The organism is Amycolatopsis sp. MtRt-6, from assembly GCF_017308975.1.
Lineage (GTDB): Bacteria > Actinomycetota > Actinomycetes > Mycobacteriales > Pseudonocardiaceae > Amycolatopsis.
Genome location: NZ_JADWPD010000046.1, coordinates 1 through 23197 on the forward strand (window position 1 = coordinate 1; position 23197 = coordinate 23197).

The following is a 23197-nucleotide window of genomic DNA, read 5'->3' on the forward strand; positions in this document are numbered from 1 at the left end:
TGTGGTTGTTCCGCCGCGGCCGCACGCCGCGCGCCCGCTGGTTCTTCCCCGTCGCGACCGCCGGGATCGCGCTGCCGTTCCTGGCCAACAGCGTCGGCTGGATCTTCACCGAAATGGGCCGCCAGCCCTGGTCGGTCTTCGGTGTGCTCAAAACCGCCGACTCGGTGTCGCCGACCGTCCCCGCGAGCAGCGTGCTGACCTCGCTGATCGTGTTCACCCTGCTCTACGGCGTGCTCGCGGTCGTCGACGGCGTCCTGATGGTCCGCTACGCCAAGGCCGGACCGCCACCGGAAGCACCGCAAGAACCCGAGTCCGACGAGCCGCGCCCCGCGGCCTTCGCCTACTAAGCGCCGGAGCACCGCCATGGCCCTCACCGACATCTGGTTCCTGCTCATCGCGGTCCTCTGGACCGGCTACTTCGTCCTCGAAGGCTTCGACTTCGGCGTCGGCACGCTCCTGCGCGTCCTCGGCCACGACGACACCGACCGCCGCGTCCTGATCAACACGATCGGCCCGGTCTGGGACGGCAACGAGGTCTGGCTCCTCGTCGCCGGCGGCGCCACCTTCGCCGCCTTCCCGCTCTGGTACTCCAGCCTCTTCTCCGGCTTCTACCTCGCGCTGCTGCTCGTGCTCGTCGCCCTGATCCTGCGCGGAGTCGCGTTCGAGTTCCGCGGCAAGCTCGACAGCCCCCGCTGGCGCACCACCTGGGACTGGATCATCGTCTTCGGCTCCGCCGCCCCCGCGCTGCTGTGGGGCGTCGCCTTCGGCAACATCGTCCACGGCGTCCCGCTCGACGCCCAGCACCACTTCACCGGCACCTTCTTCACCCTGCTCAACCCCTACGCCCTGCTCGGCGGCCTGGCCACGCTCAGCCTCTTCACCTTCCACGGCGCGGTCTTCCTCACCCTCAAGACCACCGACGCCCTGCGCGACCGGGCCCGCACCCTGGGCCGCGCGCTCGGCGGCACGGCGATCGTGTTCGGCGGCGTCTTCCTCACCTCCACCGCTATCGAACACGGCGGCTGGGCCTGGCTCACCTCGGCCCTCGCCGCCGCGCTGCTCGTCGCGGCGGTGCTGTTCGCCACCGGTGAGCGGGACGGGTACGCCTTCGCCTGCACCGCCGGCGCGATCATCGCCGTCACCTTCACGCTGTTCTGGTCGCTCTACCCGAACGTCCTGCCCTCGACCACCGACCCGGCGTTCAGCCTCACCACCACCAACGCCGCCTCGACGCCGTACACCCTGCAGATCATGACCTGGGTCGCGGTCGCGTTCACCCCGATCGTGCTCGCCTACCAGACCTGGACGTACTGGGTGTTCCGCAAGCGGATCAGCCGCGCCTCGATCCCGGCCGGCGGCGGCCTGCCCGTGGTCCGCCGGTGAAGCCCCTCGACCCCCGCCTGCTGCGCCACGCGAGCGCGGTCCGGCCGTTCGTCCTTGCCTGCGCCGCGCTGGGCGCGCTCACCGCGCTGCTGGTCCTCGCCCAGGCGGAACTGCTGGCGAAGACGATCACGTGGGCGTTCCTCGACGGCTTCGGTCTCCCCAGCCTGCTGCTGCCGCTCGGCCTGCTGGCCCTGGTCGTCCTGGCCAGAGCCGGGATCACCTGGCTGGCCGAGACGACCGCGCACCGCGCCGCCGCCCGGGCCCTCTCCCAGCTGCACGAAACGGTGATCGCGGCCGCGCTGCGGCTCGGGCCCCGGCCGGCCGGCCGCTCCCCCGCCGAGGTCGCCGCCCTGGCCACGCACGGCGTCGACCGCCTGGAGGGCTACTTCGCCCGCTACCTGCCGCAGCTGCTGATCACCTCGGTCGTCCCACTGGTGGTGGGGGTGCGGATCCTGCTCGCCGACTGGGTCGCCGCGGTCATCGTGGGGTTCACGGTGCCGCTGATCCCGATCTTCATGATCCTCATCGGCCTCTACACCCAGCGCGACGTCCGGCGCCAGTGGCAGACGCTGTCCGTGCTGGGCAACCACTTCCTCGACCTGGTCGCCGGGCTCGCCGAGCTGACCGCGTTCGGCCGCGCCCGCGCGCAGATCCGCTCGCTGCGCGAGATCACCGGGAAGTACCGCACGCACACCATGCGGACGCTGCGGGTCGCGTTCCTCTCCGCGCTGGCCCTCGAGCTGCTGGCGACGCTGTCGGTGGCGGTCGTCGCCGTGTCGATCGGCCTGCGGCTGCTGGCCGGCGAACTCGACCTCCAGACGGCGCTCGTCGTGCTGATCCTCGCCCCCGAGGTCTACCTGCCGCTGCGGGCGGCCGGCGCCCGGTTCCACGACAGCGCCGAAGGCCTCGCCGCCGCCGAAGAGATCATCGCCCTCGCCGACACCCCCACCGGCGACACCGGCACCCGCACCGTTCCCGACCTCACCCGCGTCGCTCTGCGCTGCGAAGACGTCACGGTCGAAGGGCGGTCCGGGCCGATCCTCGACCGGTTCAGCCTCCAGGTCCCGGCCGGCGAGGTCGTCGGCATCACCGGCCCGAGCGGAGCAGGCAAGTCCACGTTGCTCGACCTGCTCCTCGGCTGGCGACGTCCCGACGGCGGCCGGATCGTGGCAGGCGACGTCGACCTGGCCGACATCGGGCGGGCCACGTGGCACCGGCACCTCGCCTGGGTACCGCAGCAACCGCACCTGGTCGCCGGGACGGTGGCGGAGAACATCCGCCTGGGCTCCCCCGACGCGACCGGCGACGCCGTGCTCGCCGCCGCCGACACCGCGGCACTCGACGTCCCGCTGTCCACGGTGATCGGCGAGCTGGGCGCCGGGCTCTCGACCGGGCAACGCCGCCGCGTCGCACTGGCCCGCGCGGTGCTGCTCGACCGGCCACTGATCCTGCTGGACGAACCGACCGAGGGCGTCGACGCGGAGACCGAGGCTGCCATCCTGGAGCGGCTGCCCAAGGTCCTGTCCGGGCGGACCGCGGTGATCGTCAGCCACCACCCGGCGGTGCTGGCCCGCTGCGACCGGGTGGTCTCGCTCGGCGAACCGGTCGTCGTTCCCGCTGTCCCGGACACCGTCCCACCGCGGCCGGTCACGCGCCCGGCCACCACTCCGGTCGTTGCCTCGTCCACTGTGGACGTGGCGCGCTGGCGGCCGCTGCGCGAGGCGATCCGGCCCCACCGGCTGCGGCTCGCCCTGGCCTGCCTGGCCGCCACGGCCGCCCTGGGCTCCGGAGTCGCCCTCACGGCGACGTCGTCGTGGCTGATCGCGAGCGCGGCCCTGCACCCGCCGGTGCTGAGCCTGATGGTCGCGATCGTCGCGGTGCGGACGTTCGGCCTCGCCAAAGGGATCTTCCGCTACCTCGAGCGGCTGCTGTCCCACGACGTCGCCCTGCGCGCCCTGGCCGAGCTGCGGGTGCGGGTGTGGGCCCAGCTGGTCCGGATCGGCCCGGCGGGCACCGCCCGTCTCCGCCGGGGCGACCTCCTGCATCGGCTCGTGTCCGATGTGGACAGCCAGCAGGACGTCCTGGTCCGCGGCCTGGTCCCGGGCGTGTCGACGTTCCTGGTGTTGTCGGCGACCGCGGTCACCCTCGGGATCGTCCTGCCCGGCGCGGGTCTGGCGGCGGCCCTCGGCCTGGCCGTCGCCGGTGCGCTGGCCCCGGCCGTGGCAGCCCTGGCGGCACGCCGCGCACAACGCGAGACAGCGCGCCTGCGCGCGGACCTGACCGCGGGAACGGTCGAACTGCTGCAGGCGTCGGCGGACCTGATCACCCACGACGCGGCGACCCGGCGGCACTCGCGGCTGCGCGAACTCGACTTCGTCCTGACAGCCCTTCAGCGCCGGTCGGCGGTGTGGCGGGGCCTGGGTGGCGGGATGGCCACGCTGGCCGTCGGGCTGACGTCGGTGACATGCCTGGCGCTGGGCGTCCTGGCGGCGGTTCCCGGCCCCGCGCTGGCGGTGCTGGCGCTGACGCCACTGGCGACGGCCGAGCTGGTGGCGGGGCTGCCGGAGGCGGCGCAGCGGCTGCTCGGAGCCGCCGGCTCCGCACGTCGCCTCGCCGAACTGGACGTCCTCCCCGCGCCCCACACCGTCTCCACCCGTCCTGCCCCGGCCGCCGTGGAGCTGACCGCCGAACGCCTGTCGGTGCGCTGGCCCCAGGCCACGGCCGACGCGGTCCAGGACGTGGACCTCCACCTCGGCCAGGGGTGCCGGCTCGCGTTGACCGGCCGGTCGGGCGCGGGCAAGAGCACGGTGATCGCGGCGCTGATGCGTTACCTGGACCCCTCGGCGGGCCGGGTCCTGCTGGCCGACACCGACACGTTGACGTGCGAGGGCGACTCGGTGCGGAAGCGGATCGCCTGGTGCGGGCCGGAGACCCACCTGTTCGACAGCACGGTGCGCGAGAACCTCCGCCTGGCCCGGCCCTCCGCCGGCGACTCCGACCTGCGGGCGGCACTGGACCTGGCCCAGCTGGGACCGTGGCTCGCCCGGCTGCCGGACGGCCTCGACACGACGCTGGGCGCCCACGGAACCCCGGTCTCGGGCGGCGAGCGCCGGCGCATCGGCGTGGCCAGGGCCCTGCTGTCGGACCGGCCGATCCTCCTGCTCGACGAACCGACGGCGCACCTGGACGCACCCACGGCGGCGGCGTTGGCGGCCGACGTGCTGAAGGTGACCGAAGGTCGATCGGCGCTGGTCGTGACACACCGGCCGGCGGAGTTCGCGACACTTCCGGTGGTGGCGGTCTCCGCCGGCCGCGCCGTGAGCGCGACCTAGGGTTTCGTACCCGCGGCGCGAACCCTGCTGTTGACATCCCCGTAATCGCCGGAGACTCTGTTAGCGCTCACATCGCACCTGCTCGTGCGCCGGCCCCCGAGGAGCCCACCTATGGCAACGTTCACCCGTGTCCGTCAGCGATGGGCGGTCGCACTCGGCGTGCTCATCGTGCTGCTGACCGTGTTCACCCCGCCGGCCGGCGCCCAGTTCATCACGGTCAACAACCCGGTCATCCAGCAGCGCGCCGACACCGCGATCTACAAGCACACCGACGGCTACTACTACATGACGGCCTCGGTCCCCGACTACAAGCGGGTCGAACTGCGACGCGCCACGACACTGCAGGGCCTCGGCGGCGCCGCGACGGTCAACGCGTTCACCGCGCCGTCGAGCGGCGCGCTGAGCGGGTGGATCTGGGCGCCGGACATCCAGTTCATCGACGGCGCCTGGTACATGTACTTCTCGGCCTCGCCCGGCACCGCGCGATTCGACCAGCGGCTCTACTGGATCCGCAACACCTGCGCCAATCCGATGACCTGCGCGTGGAGCGCACCCCAGCGCTTCAACACCGGGTGGGAGTCCTTCCAGCTCGACGCGGCCTCGTTCGTCAATCGCGGGGTGCGCTACTTCACCTGGGCCCAGGACAGCCCGGCCACCAACTTCAACAGCCACATGTACATCGCCCGGATGAACGGGCCCACCGGCATCACCGGCACGGTCACCGAGATCGCGCGCCCGACGCACGCCTGGGAGATGGAAGGCGTCGCCGGCGTGGTGGAAGGGCCGTCGCCACTGGTCAAGAACGGCCGCGTGTTCATCGCCTACTCGGCCTCGGCGACCGACTCCCGGTACAAGCTGGGCCTGCTAACGGCCGACGACACCGCGGACCTGCTGGACCCCGCCTCCTGGCGCAAGAGCCCGAACCCGGTGTTCCAGACCGCGAACGGGGTCTACGGCCCGGGCCACGGCAGCTTCACCGTGGCCGAGGACAACCGCACGGACGTGTTGGTCTACCACGCCCGTGACTACGCCAACCCGACGCCGGACGCGCTCACCGACCCGAACCGGCACACCCGCTTCCAGCAGCTCTACTTCAGCGACAACGGCGCCCCGTTCTTCGGCCAGCCGCTGCCGAACGGAATGACCGCGCCCGGCATCCGGGGCCAGTACAGCGACCGCTGCGTCGACAACTACGACTTCGACACCACACCCGGCGCGCTCGTGCGGCTGTACAGCTGCAACGGCAACGCCGCGCAGGAGTGGGAATTCAACTACAAGGGCGCCGGCGGGTACGAGATCCGCAACCGCAACACCGGTACCTGCCTGACCGACATCAACGCCAGCACGGCGCTGAACGCCGACGTCGGCCTGGTCGCCTGCACCACCTCGACGGCCCAGCAGTGGCAGATCATCGACCAGGGCAACGGCTGGTTCTCGCTGCGCAACGTCGCCGGCAACATGTGCCTGGACAACTACGAATGGAAGGCCGTGAACGGTGCCCGGCTCTCGCTCTACACCTGCAACGGCTTCGCCGTCCAGCTGTGGCGGCGTGGTTAGCGCAGGACCGACGGAAGGGTAAGCGATCGCCGCGGCCGGTCCGGCCGCGGCGATCGGGTTCTCAGCCTTCCCAGGCCCAGTCGCGGATCTCCGGCAGATCCTCGCCGTGGGTGCGGATCCAGCGGCTGTGCCGGCCCTGGGCCTCGGTCATCTTCTGCCGCAGCACACCCGCCGTCGCGACGAGGCCCGGCACCCGGTCGATCACATCGATCACCAGCTGGAACCGGTCCATGTGGTTGAGCACCAGCATGTCGAACGGCGTCGTCGTCGTACCGTGCTCGGTGTAGCCGCGCACGTGCATCCCCGCGTGGTTGGTGCGGCGGTAGGCCAGCCGGTGAATCAGCCACGGATAGCCGTGGTAGGCGAAGATCACCGGCCGGTCCGGGGTGAACAACGCGTCGAACTCACGATCCGAGAGCCCATGCGGGTGCTCCGCCTCCGGCTGCAAGCGCATCAGGTCGACGACGTTCACCACCCGCACCGCGAGGTCCGGCAGCTCCTGCCGCAGGATCTTCGCGGCGGCCAGGACCTCCAGAGTCGGGGCGTCACCCGCGCAGGCGAGAACGACGTCCGGTTCCCGGTCGGTGTGGGTGCTCGCCCACTCCCAGATGCTCACCCCGCGCGCGCAGTGCAACGCGGCCTGCTCGGCGTCCAGCCAGTTCGGAGTGTCGTTCTTCCCCGCCACCACCACGTTCACGTAGTCACGGCTGCGCAGGCAGTGTGCCGCGACCTCCAGCAGCGTGTTGGTGTCCGGCGGGAAGTACACCCGCACCACCTCGGAACTCTTGTTCGCCACGTGGTCGACGAACCCCGGGTCCTGGTGGGAAAACCCGTTGTGGTCCTGCCGCCACACGTGCGAGGTGAGCAGGTAGTTCAGCGACGCCACCGGGCGCCGCCACGGGATCTGCCGGTGCACCCGCAGCCACTTGATGTGCTGGTTGACCATCGAGTCGACGATGTGCACGAACGCCTCGTAGCAGGAGAACAGCCCGTGCCGGCCCGAGAGCAGGTAGCCCTCCAGCCAGCCCTGGCACAGGTGCTCCGAGAGCACCTCCAGCACCCGGCCGTCGCGGGCCAGGTGCTCGTCGACCGGTTCGACCGTCGCCTGCCATTGCTTGCCGGTGACGTCGTAGACCGCGTCGAGCCGGTTGGAGGCCGTCTCGTCGGGGCCGAACAGGCGGAAGTTCGCCCGGCCGGCGTTGAGCGCGAAGACGTCGCGCAGGAACCGGCCCAGGACCCGGGTCGGCTCGGCCACCGTCGCCCCCGGCGAGGGCACGGCGACGGCGTGGGCCGCGGTGTCCGGCAGGGCGAGCGGGCGCAGGAGGATGCCGCCGTTGGCGTTCGGGTTGGCACCCATCCGCCGGTCCCCTGCCGGGATCATCGCCGTGACGTCGGCGACCGGGCGGCCGCGCTCGTCGAACAACTCCTCCGGACGGTAGGAGTGCAGCCAGTCCTCCAGCTGCTTCAGGTGGCCGGGGTTGTGCCGGACCTCGGCCAGCGGCACCTGATGGGAGCGCCAGGTCCCTTCGACCGGTTTTCCGTCCACAACGGACGGTCCGGTCCAGCCCTTGGGGCTGCGCAGCACGATCATCGGACGGGCCCCGAGGTCGGCGACCGCCGAGTCGAGCGCGGCGGCCATGGCCTGGTGCATCGTCTCCGGATCGCTGCCTTCGACGTGGATCGGCGCGTAGCCGTAGCCGCGCAACAGGGCGTCCAGTTCGGCGTGCGGGATGCGCGAGAGCAGCGTCGGGTTGGCGATCTTGTAGCCGTTGAGGTGCAGGATCGGCAGCACCGTGCCGTCGCGGACCGGGTCGAGGAACTTGTTGGCGTGCCACGACGTCGCCAGCGGACCGGTCTCGGCCTCACCGTCCCCGACGACGCAGGCGACGAGCAGGCCGGGGTTGTCGAACGCGGCCCCGAAGGCGTGGGCCAGGGAGTAACCCAGCTCGCCGCCCTCGTGGATCGACCCGGGCACCTGCGGCGCCACGTGGCTGGGGACACCGCCCGGGAAGGAGAACTGCTTGAACAGCTCCCGCATCCCCACCGCGTCGCGCGTGACCTCCGGCCAGGCTTCGGTGTAGCTGCCTTCGAGCCACGTGTTCGCCAGCAGCGCCGGACCTCCGTGACCGGGTCCGGTGACGAGCATGGCGTTCAGGTCGTGGGTGAGGATTGCCCGGTTGAGGTGGGCGTAGACGAAGTTGAGGCCGGGCGAGGTTCCCCAGTGCCCGAGCAGTCTCGGCTTGACGTGCTCCGGCCGGAGCGGATCGCGCAGCAGCGGGTTCGCCATCAGGTAGATCTGGCCGGCCGAGAGGTAGTTCGCGGCCCGCCAGAGGGCATCCACCTGAGCCAGCGCGGTGCTGCCGAGCACCGCGGGCCGGACGTCGACGGCGGTCATGCCTTCCGCTCCGGGCGGACCACGAGCACCGGGCAGCCGGCGTGCTGGACCAGCGCCTGGCTCGTCGAGCCCAGGAGCATGCCCGTGAACCCGCCGCGGCCGCGGCTGCCGACGACGACCAGCTGGGCCGTCTCGCTCTCCTCGAGCAGGGCGTGCCGCGGCCGATCGCGAACCAGCTTCCGGCGGACCTCGACGTCGGGGTACTTCTCCGGCCAGCCCGCGAGCCGCTGACCCAGCAGCCGCTCCTCCCCCTCTTCGAGGGATTCCGGCTGGGTCAGGATGCGCGCGCTGCCGAAGGCGTCCTCGTAGGTCACGTCGTTCCAGGCGTGCACCGCGACCAGCGGGACGCCGCGCAGCGAGGCCTCTTCGAACGCGACGGCGATGGCCTGCTCGCTGGTCGGGCTGCCGTCGACGCCGACCACGACGGGGCCGGTCGCGGAGTCGTGGTGCCCGCGGACGACAGCGACCGCGCAGTGCGCGTGGGCGGCGACCGACGCCGCCGTGCCGCCGAGGAGCATGTCGGCGAACCCGCCCGTGCCGGTCCGGCCGACGACGAGCAGCCGGGCGTGCCGGGACTCCTCGATCAGCATCGGCACCGGCGGGTCGTTGGGCAGCTCGGTCGTGACGACGAGGTCCTGGTCGACCGACAAGGCCAGAGCGCGGGCCTCGGCGACGGCGCGTTCGCCGTCGGCTTGGACCGCCTCGAACAGCGTCGCCGCGCCGACGCCGGTCATCCCGCCGCCGTAGTAGAGACCGGCGACCTGCAGCCCGTGCACGATCTTCAGCTGAAGGTGCCGCCGGGAAGCGAGCTTCGCCGCCCACGCGACGGCGGCGGTCGACCCCGCCGAGCCGTCGACGCCGACGGTGATCCTCGGGTCGGTGGTGGTCATCGTGTCTGCTCCTCACCCGCGTACGCGGTGTCGGCGGCGACGACCCCGGGCACAGCCAGCGCCAGCAACTGGGCGACGTGCCGGTCGGTGTCGTCGTCGTACTGGTCGGTGATGTCGGTGCCCGACGTCCGGGCGATCTCGGTGTCTTCCCGCGCGAGCATGCGGACGACGTCGCCGCGGGTGACGATCCCGACGACGGCCGAGCCGTCGACGATCGGCACCGCCCGGATCCGGGCGTCCACCAGGGCCTGGCACAGCTCGGCGACGTCGGTGCCGGTGCCCATCGCGGTGACGGGAGTGGTCATGACGTCGCCGACGGTCTTGCCGGCGGTGCTCTCGCGGGGTTCGCGGACATAGCGCGGATCGGCCGGGATGCGGCCGCGGATCAGGTCGGCCTCGGCGACGATGCCGACCAGGCCGCCGTCGTCGTCGACCACGGGCAGAGCGGTGAAGCCGTGCATGGACAGCCGCTCGGCCGCCTCCTTGGCCGAAGTCCACGGCTGCACGGTGATCACCGGCGAGGTCATCAGGTCGCGTGCGCGCATCGGAAGGTCCTTTCTGGTCACTTCCAAGCTAGAAAGCCGGGAACGTGGTGACCGCTGGCGTCGGTCACCGGTCGCGAGGACTTACGTCCCTTCTCGCGATCACGTCCGCGGGGGCCGCACCACCGCCACCGGGCAGGGCGAGTGCGCGATCAGGGCCTGGCTGGTCGAGCCGAGCAGCATGCCGGTGAACCCGCCCCGGCCACGGCAGCCGACCACGACCAGCTGCGCGTGCTCGCCGCGCTCCAGCAGCGTCCGCACCGGCCGGCCGCGCGTGACCTCCAGCTCGATCGCCAGCTCCGGGTACTTGCGCTGCCAGCCCACAACCTGCTCGGCGAGCTTGACGCGCTCCGCCGCCGCGATCTCGGCCGGGTTCTCCGCCAACGGGTGCGGCCGCAGCATGCCGTCAGCGACGACGTCGCTCCAGGTGTGCACCGCGACGAGCCCGATGCCGCGCAACCGCGCCTCCTCGCAGGCGAACGCGATCGCGGCCTCGCTGTCGGGCGAACCGTCGACGCCGACGACGACCGGCCCGGTGACCGGGGGCGGATCGTGCGGCTTCCGGCCGCGGACGACCACGATCGGGCAGTGCGTGTGGGCGGCCACGGCGACCGCGGTCGAACCGACCAGCAGCCCGGTGAAGCCGCCCAGTCCCCGCGAGCCCAGCACCAGCAGTTCGGCGTGCCGCGACTCCCGGACCAAGGCGGTGACGGCGCTCCACTCCCGGGCGGCCGTGGTGACGGACGCGGGGCTGTTCTTCGGCGACCGTCGGCACGTGGTCGCCGGCGGACGACGTACGGCGGTTCCTCTCCCGGAGTTCAGTGCACGACCACGACCGGGCAAGCCGCGTGCGCGAGCAGGGCGTTGCCGGTCGACCCCAGGACGCCGCCGGCGACCGGGCCGCGGCCGCGGGTGCCGACGACGATCAGCCGCGCGTCGCCGGCCGCGGTCAGCAGAGCGCTGGACGCGACGCGGTCCCGGACCGCCTGTGCGGTGATGTCCAGCGCCGGGTACTTGCGGGCCCAGCCCGCGAGGTGGGCGTCCAGCTCGCGCTGCTCGGTGACCCCGATGTCCGCGAGCTCCGCCTCGGGCACCAGCGGGCCGTCGTGCCAGGCGTGCACGACGTGCACCGGCGCCCGCACCGCGGCGGCTTCCTCGATGGCGAACCGCAGAGCGTGCTCGCCGGAGCCCGACGGGTCGACGCCGACGACGATCGGGCCGGTCCGCTCGGGCCGGTGCGCGGGCACGACCACGACCGGGCAGAACGCCCCGGCCGCCACCCGCAAGGCCACCGAACCGATCACCGCGCCGCGCAGCCCACCGAGACCGTGCGAACCGAGGACGACGAGCGCCGCGCCGCCGGACTCGGCGAGCAGCAGATCGACGGCGAGCCCGAGCCGGACCGACGTCTCGACCCGCACGCCCGGCGCCTGGTCACGGGCGATCTCAGCGGCGCGGCGAAGGAGTTCCTCCTGCGGGTCTCGGAGCCGGCACAGCTGCGCCGCTCAGGCGACGTCGTTCCAGACGTAGTCCAGGCGGTTGCGGACCTCCACCACCCCGGACAGCTCCTGGATCAGCCGCGTCACCGGGTCGATGTCGCTGCGCCGCTCCACGCGCCCCACGACCATCACGACCCCGGCCCGGACCTGCACGCGAACCCGGTCGGGCCCGAGGTCGAGCCGGTCACGCACGCGGTCGGTGATCTCACGCTCGAGGTCGGCGTCGCCGCGGGTGAAGACCGCCACCAGATCGCGGCGGGACAGCACCCCCGCCACCTTCCCGCCCCGCAGCACGAACAGCCGGCGAACGCCGGTGCGCGCGAACTCCGCCGCGGCGGCGGCGAGCGTCGCCTCGGCGTCGATCGTGACGGCCGGGCTCGTCATCAGGTCCTTCGCCGTGCACGCCGTCGCCTTGCGGGCCAGCCGGCGGTCACGCCACCGGGGCTTGCGGTCCTCCCACAGGTGCGGCAGCAAGTCGGCCTCGGAGACGACACCAACGAGCGCGCCCGTCTTGTCGAGGACACCGACCGCGCCGATCCCGTTGGCGGTCAGCAACTCGGCGATGTCCTTGAACGGCGTCTGCGGGGAAACAGTGATCGGGTCGGCGGTCATCACCGCGGACACCATTCCGGCGTTCATGTCCGGTTCTCCTTCTCGGTACGGACCACCATCACCGGGCACGACGCGTGATGCAGCAGAGCCTGACTCGTCGAACCCAGCACCAGCCCGGTGAAACCACCCCGGCCGCGGCTGCCGACCACGACCAGCTGCGCGCCGCGGCTCGCCGACAGCAACCGGGCCCGGGGCCTGTCGTGCTCGACCCGGCGCTCGACCTGGACGTCCGGGTACTTTTCCTGCCAGCCGGCGAGCCGCTCGGCCAGCAGCCGCCGGCCGGAGTCCTGAACGGCTTCGCCCTGGAAGGCGACGTTGCCGTCGCTGAACAGGCCGGCGGTGTCCCCGTCGTGCCAGGCGTACAGCGCGACGAGCGGAGCACCGCGGAGCGAGGCCTCCTCGAACGCCCAGGCGATCGCGGCCTCGCTCAGGGGGCTGCCGTCGACGCCGACGACCACCGGGCCGTCCACGGACTCGTTCCCGCGCACGACCACGACCGGGCAGTGCGCCTTGGCGGCGAGGTCGACGTCGGGCGAGCCGCTGAACAGGCCCGCGATCGCGCCGACGGGCTCTCCGGTGACCAGGACCCGCGCCCGTGCCGAGACCTCCAGCAGGACGGGGATCGGCCCGCGATCACTGGCCTCGGTGGAGACGGCCGCTCCGGGAACGGCGGCTTCGAGGGTCGCCCGCGTCGTGCGCAGCAGCTCGCCGGCTTCGGCCCCCTTGACCGCGAGCCAGTCCGACGGCGGGTACATCTTTCCGCCGAACGCGGCGTCCTCGTAGCCGTACGCGGTGAAGACGAGCAGCGCCGCGTGCCGGCGAGCGGCTTCCCCGGCCGCCCACAACGCGGCCGCCGCGGCCGTTTCCGAACCGTCGACGGCGACGACGACCGGCGGGTTTCCGGTTGTGCTCATGACCTGTTTCCTCCGGGTTCCGGTGCGCGGACCACGCATCCGGCTCGAAGGTAGGGCTCGCCGGCGGGCGGACGCTGCGGCCGTTCGTCCCCGCACGCGAGGACCTTTGGCCGCTCTGCTTCAGGCGAGACGGCGGCCTGCGTCCATCACGAATTGATGGATTGATAGAATCATCAATCCAGGAGGTACTCATGCCCGCCAGGTCCCGCACGACCGAGCCGCTCTACCGGATCAAAGCCGACCTGTTCAAGTGCCTCGCGCATCCGACCCGGATCCAGGTGCTGGAGGTGCTGGCCGCGGCCGGCGACGAGGGTGCCCCGGTGACGCGGCTGCTCGAAGTGACCGGCTGTGAAGCCTCCCAGCTGTCCCAGCACCTCGCGGTGTTGCGCCGTACCCGGGTCGTCACCTCGTCGCGGACCGGCAACGCCGTCGACTACTGGCTTGCCGAACCGCTCGTGGCCGAGCTGCTCGTGGTCGCGCGCGCTTTCCTGCTGGCCGGGCTGCACCCCGGTTCCGAGCAGCTGCGCGCGGCGCGCGAGCTGCCGTCGCTGCCCGGCGCGAGTCCCCAAGCCGTGCTCGACGCGATCGCGGCACGGGTGTGACCGCCCGCGACCTGCTGCCGGGCCGCGACGACTACGACCTGCGGCCGCCGGTGCTGCGCGCGGACCTGCTCGCCGGGGTCACGGTCGGTGTCGTCGCGTTGCCGCTGGCACTGGCCTTCGGGGTCAGCTCCGGCGCGGGACCGGCGGCGGGGCTGGTCACGGCCGTCGTGGCGGGGATCGTGGCCGCGGTGTTCGGCGGCTCCCCGGTCCAGGTGTCCGGGCCGACCGGTGCGATGGCCGTCGTCCTGGCCCCGATCGTCGCGGCCCACGGCGCGTCCTCGGTCGCTTTGGTCTCGATCCTCGGCGGTCTGGTCGTGCTCGTCGCGGGAGCCGCGCGGCTGGGCCGGCTGGTCGGCTACCTCCCGTGGCCGGTCGTCGAGGGCTTCACACTCGGCATCGCCTGCATCATCTTCCTGCAGCAGGTCCCCGCGGCCGTCGGCACCAGCGCGCCGCCGGGGAAGAACCCGCTCCTGGCCGCGGCCGGATCCGTCGCCCGTGCCGTGACCGGCGGCGGCCCGGCCGTCTGGACGATCGCGGCCGTGGTGCTGGTCGCCGTGCTCATGGTGGTGCTGCCCAAGCTGCACCGCGGCATACCGGCGTCCCTGCTCGCGGTCGCCGCGGCGACCGTCGCCGCCGAGGTCGTCCACGCGCCCCTGCCGCGGATCGGTGGCTTGCCGAGCACCCTGGCTCCGGCACTGCCGTCCTTCAGCCTCGGTGCCGTCGGCGACCTCACCGGAGCGGTCGTCGCGGTCGCCGCGCTGGCGGCGATCGAGTCCCTGCTTTCCGCTCGCGTCGCCGTGACGATGACCCGCGGCGGGCCACCGGTGGGGCCGACCCGCCCGAACCGCGAACTGGTCGGCCAGGGACTGGCCTCGATCGCCAGCGGGCTCTTCGGCGGTATGCCCGCCACCGGCGCGATCGCCCGCACCGCCGTCAACGTCCGCTCCGGCGCCCGGACCCGGCTGGCGGCCATCACGCACGCCCTGGTGATCCTCGCGGTGATCTACGCCGCCACGGGGCTCGTGTCCCGGATCCCGCTGGCCGCGCTGGCCGGCGTCCTCATGGTCACCAGCCTGCGGATGGTGCCGTTCGGCACGATCCGCGAAGTCGTCCACGCGAGCCGCTCCAGCGCGGTCACCTTCGCCGTGACCGCGCTCGTGACCGTCGCGGCGGACCTCATCCTCGCCGTCGAGGTCGGCCTGCTGGTCGCCGCGTTCTTCGCCCTGCGCCACCTCGCCGGCGCCGCCCACGCCCGCCGCGACCCGCTGCCCGGCCCCGCCGCCCCCGGCGACGAGCACATCGCGGTGTTCGGCTTCGAAGGCGCCCTGTTCTGGGGCGCCTCGGAGCGCATCGTCACCGAAATCGGCGGCACCGCCGACGACGTCCTCGTCGTCATCCTGCGGCTGTCCCGCCTGCACCTCCTCGACGCCACCGGCGCCAAAGCACTCGGCGAAGCGATCGAAGAACTGGAAGCCCGCGGCATCACCGTGCTGGTGAAGGGAATCCGGACGCACCACCGCCACCTGCTGACCGCCACCGGCGCCCTCGGCAAGCTCCGGCACGAGAACCACCTGTTCACCGACCTCGACGACGCGGCCGCCCACGCCCGCTCGCACGTGCGGCGCGCTCGGACACCCGATGCCACGGCCGTCGGTCCGGAAAGCCGGCCCAGGCTGCGCTGAAGCCGTACCCGTACCCGCGCATCGTCCTCCCCCGCTCGGTGTCCGAAGTGGACTGTGCCGTCCCGGCGACCACCGGGCCCGGCGGCTCGGACCCGGTTCACTGCTGGTGACCTTGTGCTCTTTCGGAGCCCGGTCCACCCGGGAGATCCTCGAGCCGAGCCTTCCGATCCACAGCGTGCCGCGCCGCGGCATGGGGGGAGACATGACTTCAGCCATCACGCCGGTCGGCCTGCTGGACTCCGATCAAGTGAAATCCGTGATCGGCGCCGCGGTGCTGGCCCCGTCCACGCACAACACGCAGCCCTGGCGGTTCCGCTGCACCCCCGTGGGCCTCGAACTGCACGCGGACACCGAGCGCGCGCTTCCGGTCGTCGACGCCGACCAGCGGGAACTGCTGCTCTCCTGCGGGGCCGCCTTGTTCAACCTGCGCACCGCCATCCACGCCCTCGGCGCCCACCCGGCCACGACGCTGCTCCCCCGGCGTGACGAGCCGAACCTGCTGGCCGTCGTCCGGCCCTTCGCCGCCCGCAAACCCGACCCGCGGCTGGTCGAGCTGGCCGGCGCGATCCCCCGCCGGCACACCAACCGCACGCCGTTCGAGAAGGCCGCCATCCCCCCCTCCGTGGTCACCAAGCTGCGCCACGCCGCCGAGATCGAGCAGGCCTGGCTGCCCCGGCTGGACGCCGTCCAGCTGGACCGGCTGCGGGAACTGGTCAACAAGAGCCACCACGCCCAGCTCGCCAACCCCGCCTTCGTCGCCGAATGGCGGTACTGGACCGGCCGCGACCGGGGCAGGCGCGACGGCGTCCCCGGCTGCGCCGCCGGAGCGATGCCCGCCGACGACGGTGGCTGGATCTTGCGCGACTTCGGGGCCGAACCCTCGGCCCGGCGCGGCCGGATCGACGAATCCGACCCACTGGTCGTGGTCATCGGCTCCTTCGACGACACCCGCCTCGACCAGCTCCGCGCCGGCCAAGCCATGCAGCGAGTGCTGCTGACCGCGACCGCCACCGGGCTCGACGCGTCGTTCATCTCCCAGCCGGTCGAAGTCGGCTCCGTCCGTGCCGAGCTGCGCGACCTGCTCGGCGGCGGACTCTGGCCGCAGATCGTCCTGCGCCTGGGCCTGGGCAAGCCGGTGGCATGGACACCGCGCCGGTCGCTGGCCGACGTCCTGATCGAGCCGGACCGGCTCAGCGCCTGATCACCAGGCGGCCGGACGGGTTTCCGGCAGGCGAACATCCGAACAGAGCTACGGGGAAGGAATGACGATGACGGAACAGGGAGCGCGGCCGATCGTGGTGGGGGTGGACGGTTCGACCGCCGCGACCCACGCGGTGAGCTGGGCCGCCCAGGAGGCGGTCCGGCGGGATCTGCCGCTGGTGATCGTCCACGCGTGCGTGCTGGTGCCGGTGGCCGTGCCGTACGCGGAGGGGCTGGTGCCCGCCTACCACCGCGCGCAGCTGGAATACGGCCGCGAATGGCTCGATGCGGCGGAAGCGGTGGCGCAGAAGGCCGCGCCGGACGTGCGGGTGAGCACGGACCTGGTCCGCGGCTGGGCGGCCGAGCAGCTGATCGCCCGCTCGGCGTCGGCGGAGCTCGTCGTGCTGGGGTCACGGGGCCTGGGCGGGTTCACCGGCTTGGTGGTGGGGTCGATCGCGGTGGCGGTGGCCACCTACGGCCATTGCCCGATCGTGGTGGTCCGCGGCGCCGACGCCCGGACCGAACCGCGCCACGACGGGCCGGTGGTCGTCGGCGTGGACGGGTCACCCACCAGCGCGGCGGCGATCCCGTTCGCCTTCCGCGCCGCCGCCTCGCGCGGGGTGCCGCTGGTCGCGGTGCACACCTGGCTGGACCTGCCACTGGGCGAGATCGGCGTGGACGAGGCCTGGAACGCGATCGAGCGCGAGCACCGCGCGCTGGTCGGCGAGTGGCTCGCCCCGGCCCGGGCCGAGCACCCGGACGTGCCGGTGGAGGTCGTCGTCGCCCGGCACCGGCCCGCGCACACCCTGCTCGAACAGGCCGAGAACGCCCAACTGGTCGTGGTCGGCTCCCGCGGCCGGGGTGGCTTCCGCGGCCTGCTCCTGGGTTCCACCAGCCACGCCCTCATCTACCACGCCGCCTGCCCGGTGGCCGTCGTCCCACCACCCCGGCCGTGACCGGGACACGGACCGGCCAGGAACCTGCAGCGTCGCAGCCGTGGCGGCTGGACACCACCGACGTCGCCGCCCGGCTCGGCGTGGACCCCGCCCGTGGCCTGGACGAAGCGGCGGCGGCGCACCGGCTCGCGGACGCGGGACCGAACCGGCTGGCCGAAGCGGCGGCCCGGCCGTGGTGGCAGGCGCTGGCCGCCCAGATCGCCAATCCGCTGAACGTGGTGCTGGTGCTCGCCGCCGCGCTGGCCGGCGTAGTCGAACGGTCGTACCGGGAAGCGCTGGTCATCGGGGTGGTCGTGGGCCTCAACGGCGTGCTGGGGTTCTTCCAAGAACGCCGCGCCGACCGCGCCGTGGCGGCCCTGCGGGAAATACTGAGCCCGTCCGCGCGGGTCCGGCGTGGCGGGCAGGTCGTCGATGTGCCGGCCGCCGATCTGGTGCCCGGCGACATCGTGCTGGTCGAGGCCGGAGACCGGATCCCCGCCGACGGACGCGTCCTCGACCAAGTCACCCTGGAGGCCGACGAATCCGGCCTGACCGGCGAATCGGTCCCCGTGGCCAAGACCAGCGAAACCCTGCCCGCCGATGCCGGCCTGCCCGACCGCGCCTGCATGGCCCACATGACCGGCATCGTCACCCGCGGCCGCGGCGAACTGCTGGTCACCGCCACCGGCATGGCCACCGAGATCGGCAAGGTCGCCGGCCTGCTGCAACGCACCGAAGCCGTCCGCACCCCACTGCAGCGGCAGCTCGACCGGCTCGGGGTGCGGCTGGCCTCCCTCGCCGGGATCGCGGTCATCCTGGTCGCGGTGATCCAGTTCGCCACCGGCAGCGGCCTCGGCGAAGTGATCACCCTCGCCGTCGCACTGGGGGTGGCGGCCATCCCGGAAGGCCTGCCCGCGGTCGTCACGGTCACCCTCGCCCTGGGCATGCGCCGCATGGCCCGACGGCGCGCCATCGTCAAACGCCTCACCGCGGTCGAGACCCTCGGCTCCACCACGGTGATCTGCACCGACAAGACCGGCACGCTCACCCTCAACCAGATGACCGCCCGCTCGCTGTGGCACGCCGGCCGCCGCTACCGCGTCAGCGGCGAGGGCTACCGGCCCGAAGGGACGATCACGGCCGAAGACGACGGCCCGGTTCCCGACCTGCGCGACGTGCTGGTCTCCGCCGCCCTGTGCAACGACTCCGTCGTCCACGACGGCACCCTCGTCGGCGACCCCACCGAGGGTGCCCTCGTCACCCTCGCCGGCAAAGCCGGAATCGACGTCACCGCACTGCGCCGGGCCGCCCCGCGCGTCGCCGAAATCCCGTTCGACTCCGGCCGCAAGTACATGGCCACCTTCCACCGCCACGGATCCGGCGTCCGGGTGTGCGTCAAGGGCGCCCCGGACGTCCTGCTCCGCCACGCCACCCACGTCCGCCGCGCCGACAGCGACCGCCCGCTGGACGAGCAGCGGTACCGCGAGATCTCCGCGGTGCTCGAGGAACTCGCCGGCCGCGGCGAACGCGTGCTGGCCATCGCCGTCGCCGACCTCGACCAGCCCGGCCTCAACACGACGGCTCCGTCCCTACCGGAGCGCCTCATCCTCATCGGCCTCGTCGGCATCCTCGACCCGCCCCGCCCGGAAGTCGCCGACGCGGTCGCCGAGTGCCACACCGCCGGCATCGACGTCAAGATGATCACCGGCGACCACCTCGCCACCGCCACCTCGATCGCCCACACCCTCGGCATCACCGGCCGCGGCATCACCGGCCAGGACATCGACCGCCTCGACGACGACGCCCTCGAACAGCAGGCTCCCGCGATCGGGGTGTTCGCCCGCGTCGCCCCGGAACACAAGATCCGCATCGTGCAGACGCTGCGACGCCGCCACGAGACCGTCGCCATGACCGGCGACGGCGTCAACGACGCTCCCGCGCTCAAAGGCGCCGACATCGGCGTGGCCATGGGCATCACCGGCTCCGACGTGTCCAAAGAGGCCGCCTCGATGGTCCTCACCGACGACAACTTCGCCACCATCGTCGGCGCCGTCCGCCAAGGCCGCACCATCTACGACAACATCGTCAAGTTCGTCCGCTTCCAGATCAACACCAACCTCGCCGCCATCCTCACCATGGTCGCCGGATCCGTGCTCTTCCGGTCCGAACCCGCCGTCCTCACCCCGCTGATGCTGTTGTGGGTCAACGTCATCGCCGACGGACCGCCCGCGCTGGCGCTCGGCCTCGAACCCGCCCGCCGCGCCGTCATGCACGAACCACCCCGGCCCCCGGGCGCGCACATCCTCACCGGACGCCGCCTCGCCCGCATCGCCGGCACCGGCCTGCTCATGACCGCCGGCACCCTCTACGCCTACCAGCTCGGCCTCGACCACGGCACCGCCACCGCCCAAACCCTCGCCTTCACCACCTTCGTGCTCTACCAGCTGTTCAACCTCTTCAACGTCCGCGACGAAAACGCCACCGTCTTCGGCCCACTGCTGCTCCGCAACTGGCGCCTCTGGACCGCCACCGCCGCCGTGCTCGCCCTGCAGATCGCCGCGGTCCACATTCCGGCAGCACAGGCACTGGTCGGCACGACCGCCCTCACCGCCACCGACTGGGCCGTCGCCACCGCACTGGCCGCCACCGTGCTCGGCTTCGAAGAACTCCGCAAAGCGCTCCGCCGCCGGCTCACTCCCAGCGGCCACGCCCCGGTCGTCGACGGCGGCGTCACGGCCCACCCGACCCGGCGCCCCGGGGCCCGAACCAGGCCGTGAGAGCCTGTGTCAGGCGCTCCGCGTCCCGGCCCGTCCAGGCGACATACCCGTCCGGGCGCAGCAGGACCGCCGGTGTGCCGAGGTCGTGCGTGACGACGTCGACGCCGTCCTTCCAGTCCGCCGCCGCGTCGGCCAGCGCCGCCGCGGCCGGGGCGACCAGGAGCACCGGGCGGCCCGGGTGCAGCAGCTCGGCGACCGTCCGCTCGCCGAGCCGGAAGTTCGGCAGGAACTCGCCGTCCGGGCCGTAGCGGACGCCCTGCCCGGTGATCCGGTCGCTGAGCAGCCGGTTGGCCTCCGGGACCGCCAGCAGGTCGCCGAGGAGTTCGCGCAGCGGCTCGAACTCCGGCCCCGGCCGCATCAGCGCGGCCTGCGCGCGGGTGTTGGCGATGACGGCTTCGGCGACCGGGTGCCGCTCCGCGTGGTAGGTGTCGAGGAGCGTGTCCGGGGCGGTGCCGGCGACGACCATCGCGAGTTTCCAGCCGAGGTTGATCGCGTCCTGCAGCCCGAGGTTGAGGCCCTGGCCGCCGAGCGGCGCGTGCACGTGGGCCGTGTCGCCGGCGAGCAGCAGCCTGCCGTGGCGGTAGCGGTCGGCCAGCCGGGTGAAGTCGCTGAACCGGCCGAGGAACGTCGCGTCGCTCATCGGCACGTCGTGACCGAGGATGCGGGACGCGGCCGCGCGCAGTTCCTCGAGCGTGACCGGGGCGCCGCGCTCGGGCAGCGGCTCGGTGAACTCGTGGGTCAGGATCCGGCTGTGCCCGGCCGGGTTCGGGTTGATCAGCGTCCAGCCGGACGGCCCGTGCGTCCAGCCGCCGGGCACCCGCGCCGGGTCACCCAGGCGGGCCAGGCCGAGGAGGCCGGCGAAGGTCGCCGGGTGGGTCGTCCCGGTGATCCCGGCCGCCTCGCGGACGGTGCTGCGGGCGCCGTCGCAGCCCACGACGTAGTCGCCGGTCAGTTCGCCGCGGTCGGTGGTGACGGTGACGCGGTCGCCGTCGTCGCGGACGCCGGTGACCTGGTGCCCGCGCAGGACCTCCACGCCGGACGAGCGTGCCCGCGCCTCGAAGAACCGCTCGATGGCGGACTGGGACTGGCCGATCATCGGCGGCCCTTCGAGGGCGGGCGACTCCAGCGTCAGCACCGGGCGGCCGCCGAAGTGGAACGGGACTTCGACGACGGCGTCCGGCTCGGACGGCGGGTCCGGCACGGGCAGGTACCCGCAGCGCAGCAAGGACTGCGTGGTGCGCGCGTGCAGGGTGCCCGCGCGCGGTTCGTCGTGGGTGGTGGTCAGTTTTTCGACGACGGTGGCCGCCACGCCGCGGCGGCCGAGCTCGGCGGCCAGCAGCATGCCGACCGGCCCGCCGCCGGCGACGATCACGCGGGGCATGGTCCCTCCCGTGCGGTGCCTCACGCCGGGCGAATCGACTGGCGGTGCCGGAACACGTCGTCCGGGTCCCAGTGCGCCTTCGCCCGCCGCAAGCGCGCGTAGTTGTCCTTGAAGTACAGGTCGTGCCACGGCACCCCGGAGGTGTTCCAGTCCGGGTCCGACAGGTCGGCGTCCGGGTAGTTGACGTAGCAGCCGTCGACCACCTCGCCCGGCACCGGGACACCGCCCGTTCCGGCGTACATCGAACGGTAGAACTCCCGCACCCAGGCGATGTTCGCCGCGTCGGCGTCCACTGTGGACCAGAACGACTGGTACAGCAGCTTGAACGTGCTGTCCCGCTGGGCCACCGCGGTCGCGGCCGGATCGGCCGCCGAGATCGCGCCGCCGTAGGAGAACGCGACCAGCATCGTGTTCGGGTTCGTGACGCCCGGCCGGGTCAGGAACGCGTACGCGGTCCGCAGCTGGTCGTCCGGCAGGGGGTTCCGGACGTACGCCGACTTGTGCTCGGCGCGCAGCGTCGGGTCGTTCAGCACCGGCGTGTTCGTGCCGAGGAACCGCGTCGCCCGCAGCCACGGCAGCCGCCGCGGCCGGGCCAGGCCAGGCATCGGGCCGAATTCGCCCGCCCGGGCGAACCCGGTCGTCGCCAGGTCGCCGAGGACCGCGGACAGGTGCTCGTCGAGCACGCGGGCCGCGGCCGGCGCGGCCGCGTCGATCTGCGCCACCAGGCCGACCGTGCCGTTGCAGCGGTGGTTCAGCATGAGCAGGCTCGACAGCGCCGCGCCCGGCGAGTCCGGCGCGCGGTGCTCGTGGTGCCAGCGCGCGTAGCCGCCGAGCAGGCGGGCGAACCGCCGCTCGTCGAGGTCCGCCCACGGCACCGACAACGCGGCCACCAGCACCTCGGACGGCGGCGTGACCAGCGGCGCCTCGAACAGGAACCGCGTCACCACGCCGAACGAGCCGCCCCCGCCGCCGGTGTGCGCCCAGAACAGATCCGCCTCGGGGCCGGTGGAATCGCGGGTGGCGACGACGGTCCGGCCGTCGGCGAGCACGACCTCGACGCCGTGGAGGTGGTCGACGGTCAGGCCGTCGCGCCGGGACAGCAGGCCGTAGCCGCCGCCGGTGATGTGGCCGCCCGCGCCGACCGAATAGCAGATCCCGCCGGGGATCGTCACGCCCCAGCCGCGGTACAGCTTCTCGTAGACGTCCTGCAGCTTCGCCCCGGCCCCGACGGAAAAGACGCCGTCCGAGAAGTCCACTTCGGACATCGCGCCGAGGTCGACGAGCTCGTCGACGTCTTCGTGGTGGACGAAGTCCTCGAAGCAGTGGCCACCGCTGCGGATCGAGAGCCGCCCGGTGGCGCCGGCGACCGCCGAAGCGACCTCCGCCGTGGTGCGCGGCAGGTGCACGGACGCCGGTTTCGCGGTGTAGCGCTGGTTGATCCCGGCCGTGAAGTCCGCGTAGCGCGGGTCTTCCGGCCCGATGGCGCATCCGGTCAT

Annotated in this window: 17 protein-coding genes and 1 pseudogene; 9 read left to right on the top strand and 9 right to left on the bottom strand. The window is 72.9% G+C overall.

Going from position 1 to position 23197, the window contains the following annotated elements; translation table 11 throughout:
• The 4 genes from I4Q55_RS45455 to I4Q55_RS45470 form a co-directional block, all read left to right on the top strand.
• Positions 1-347 (top strand): cytochrome ubiquinol oxidase subunit I (locus I4Q55_RS45455; RefSeq protein ID WP_206797092.1); only part of this gene is annotated, 347 nt, incomplete at its 5' end.
• Positions 348-363: 16 nt separating this feature from the next.
• On the top strand, positions 364-1383 hold the full coding sequence (gene cydB / locus I4Q55_RS45460; protein WP_206797093.1) for a cytochrome d ubiquinol oxidase subunit II: 1020 nt from the start codon (positions 364-366) through the stop codon (positions 1381-1383).
• The gene (gene cydD, locus I4Q55_RS45465; RefSeq protein ID WP_206797094.1) at positions 1380-4715 is read left to right on the top strand and encodes a thiol reductant ABC exporter subunit CydD; all 3336 of its coding nucleotides are present in this window, start codon (positions 1380-1382) and stop codon (positions 4713-4715) included. Before cydB ends, cydD begins: the two co-directional genes overlap by 4 nt.
• A 111-nt stretch (positions 4716-4826) precedes the next feature.
• Positions 4827-6272: a family 43 glycosylhydrolase gene (locus tag I4Q55_RS45470; RefSeq protein WP_206797095.1), complete on the top strand. Its 1446-nt coding sequence runs from the start codon at positions 4827-4829 to the stop codon at positions 6270-6272.
• A gap of 61 nt (positions 6273-6333) precedes the next feature.
• Here the strand turns inward: I4Q55_RS45470 and I4Q55_RS45475 are convergent, their stop codons facing one another.
• The 7 genes and pseudogenes from I4Q55_RS45475 to I4Q55_RS45505 form a co-directional block, all read right to left on the bottom strand.
• The gene (locus I4Q55_RS45475; RefSeq protein ID WP_206797097.1) at positions 6334-8667 is read right to left on the bottom strand and encodes a phosphoketolase; all 2334 of its coding nucleotides are present in this window, start codon (positions 8665-8667) and stop codon (positions 6334-6336) included.
• On the bottom strand, positions 8664-9557 hold the full coding sequence (locus I4Q55_RS45480) for a universal stress protein (protein ID WP_206797099.1): 894 nt from the start codon (positions 9555-9557) through the stop codon (positions 8664-8666). Before I4Q55_RS45480 ends, I4Q55_RS45475 begins: the two co-directional genes overlap by 4 nt.
• A complete protein-coding gene (locus tag I4Q55_RS45485) occupies positions 9554-10102 on the bottom strand; it encodes an HPP family protein (RefSeq protein ID WP_206797101.1) in 549 nt (182 codons plus the stop codon). Before I4Q55_RS45485 ends, I4Q55_RS45480 begins: the two co-directional genes overlap by 4 nt.
• Before the next feature lie 99 nt (positions 10103-10201).
• Positions 10202-10840 (bottom strand): annotated as a pseudogene (locus I4Q55_RS45490) (universal stress protein); the annotation flags it as partial.
• 77 nt (positions 10841-10917) lie between these two features.
• Entirely contained in the window at positions 10918-11520 is a 603-nt protein-coding gene (locus I4Q55_RS45495) for a universal stress protein (protein ID WP_374194542.1), read from the bottom strand.
• A gap of 84 nt (positions 11521-11604) precedes the next feature.
• The gene (locus I4Q55_RS45500) at positions 11605-12237 is read right to left on the bottom strand and encodes a CBS domain-containing protein (protein WP_206797103.1); all 633 of its coding nucleotides are present in this window, start codon (positions 12235-12237) and stop codon (positions 11605-11607) included.
• Positions 12234-13124 carry a universal stress protein gene (locus tag I4Q55_RS45505; protein WP_206797105.1) on the bottom strand — a complete coding sequence of 297 codons (891 nt, stop codon included), beginning with the start codon at positions 13122-13124 and terminating at the stop codon, positions 12234-12236. Before I4Q55_RS45505 ends, I4Q55_RS45500 begins: the two co-directional genes overlap by 4 nt.
• Positions 13125-13315: 191 nt before the next feature.
• Here I4Q55_RS45505 and I4Q55_RS45510 point away from each other — a divergent pair, with 191 nt between their 5' ends.
• The 5 genes from I4Q55_RS45510 (at position 13316) to I4Q55_RS45530 (ending at position 20320) form a co-directional block, all read left to right on the top strand.
• Positions 13316-13726 carry a metalloregulator ArsR/SmtB family transcription factor gene (locus I4Q55_RS45510; RefSeq protein WP_206797107.1) on the top strand — a complete coding sequence of 137 codons (411 nt, stop codon included), beginning with the start codon at positions 13316-13318 and terminating at the stop codon, positions 13724-13726.
• Positions 13723-15408, top strand: coding sequence for a SulP family inorganic anion transporter (locus I4Q55_RS45515; RefSeq protein ID WP_206797109.1), 1686 nt, complete (start codon positions 13723-13725; stop codon positions 15406-15408). The genes I4Q55_RS45510 and I4Q55_RS45515 overlap by 4 nt, the downstream gene beginning before the upstream one ends.
• 202 nt (positions 15409-15610) lie before the next feature.
• A complete protein-coding gene (locus I4Q55_RS45520; protein ID WP_206797111.1) occupies positions 15611-16609 on the top strand; it encodes a nitroreductase family protein in 999 nt (332 codons plus the stop codon).
• A 67-nt stretch (positions 16610-16676) separates the two neighbouring features.
• Positions 16677-17564 (top strand): universal stress protein, encoded by an 888-nt coding sequence (locus I4Q55_RS45525; RefSeq protein WP_206797113.1) that lies wholly within the window; start codon positions 16677-16679, stop codon positions 17562-17564.
• Positions 17561-20320: an HAD-IC family P-type ATPase gene (locus I4Q55_RS45530; protein WP_206797115.1), complete on the top strand. Its 2760-nt coding sequence runs from the start codon at positions 17561-17563 to the stop codon at positions 20318-20320. Before I4Q55_RS45525 ends, I4Q55_RS45530 begins: the two co-directional genes overlap by 4 nt.
• Here I4Q55_RS45530 and I4Q55_RS45535 read toward each other — a convergent pair.
• Together I4Q55_RS45535 and I4Q55_RS45540 are read right to left on the bottom strand one after the other, a co-directional pair.
• A complete protein-coding gene (locus I4Q55_RS45535) occupies positions 20274-21701 on the bottom strand; it encodes an FAD-dependent monooxygenase (protein WP_206797117.1) in 1428 nt (475 codons plus the stop codon). The genes I4Q55_RS45530 and I4Q55_RS45535 overlap by 47 nt on opposite strands.
• 20 nt (positions 21702-21721) lie before the next feature.
• Entirely contained in the window at positions 21722-23197 is a 1476-nt protein-coding gene (locus I4Q55_RS45540) for an FAD-binding oxidoreductase (protein WP_206797118.1), read from the bottom strand.

Coding starts and splice junctions, on each gene's coding strand:
- cydB (WP_206797093.1), top strand. CDS start 364: ATGGCCCTCACCGACATCTGGTTCCTGCTCATCGCGGTCCTCTGGACC.
- I4Q55_RS45470 (WP_206797095.1), top strand. CDS start 4,827: ATGGCAACGTTCACCCGTGTCCGTCAGCGATGGGCGGTCGCACTCGGC.
- I4Q55_RS45475 (WP_206797097.1), bottom strand. CDS start 8,667: ATGACCGCCGTCGACGTCCGGCCCGCGGTGCTCGGCAGCACCGCGCTG.
- I4Q55_RS45480 (WP_206797099.1), bottom strand. CDS start 9,557: ATGACCACCACCGACCCGAGGATCACCGTCGGCGTCGACGGCTCGGCG.
- I4Q55_RS45485 (WP_206797101.1), bottom strand. CDS start 10,102: ATGCGCGCACGCGACCTGATGACCTCGCCGGTGATCACCGTGCAGCCG.
- I4Q55_RS45500 (WP_206797103.1), bottom strand. CDS start 12,237: ATGAACGCCGGAATGGTGTCCGCGGTGATGACCGCCGACCCGATCACT.
- I4Q55_RS45505 (WP_206797105.1), bottom strand. CDS start 13,124: ATGAGCACAACCGGAAACCCGCCGGTCGTCGTCGCCGTCGACGGTTCG.
- I4Q55_RS45510 (WP_206797107.1), top strand. CDS start 13,316: ATGCCCGCCAGGTCCCGCACGACCGAGCCGCTCTACCGGATCAAAGCC.
- I4Q55_RS45520 (WP_206797111.1), top strand. CDS start 15,611: ATGACTTCAGCCATCACGCCGGTCGGCCTGCTGGACTCCGATCAAGTG.
- I4Q55_RS45525 (WP_206797113.1), top strand. CDS start 16,677: ATGACGGAACAGGGAGCGCGGCCGATCGTGGTGGGGGTGGACGGTTCG.
- I4Q55_RS45535 (WP_206797117.1), bottom strand. CDS start 21,701: ATGCCCCGCGTGATCGTCGCCGGCGGCGGGCCGGTCGGCATGCTGCTG.
- I4Q55_RS45540 (WP_206797118.1), bottom strand. CDS start 23,197: ATGACCGGATGCGCCATCGGGCCGGAAGACCCGCGCTACGCGGACTTC.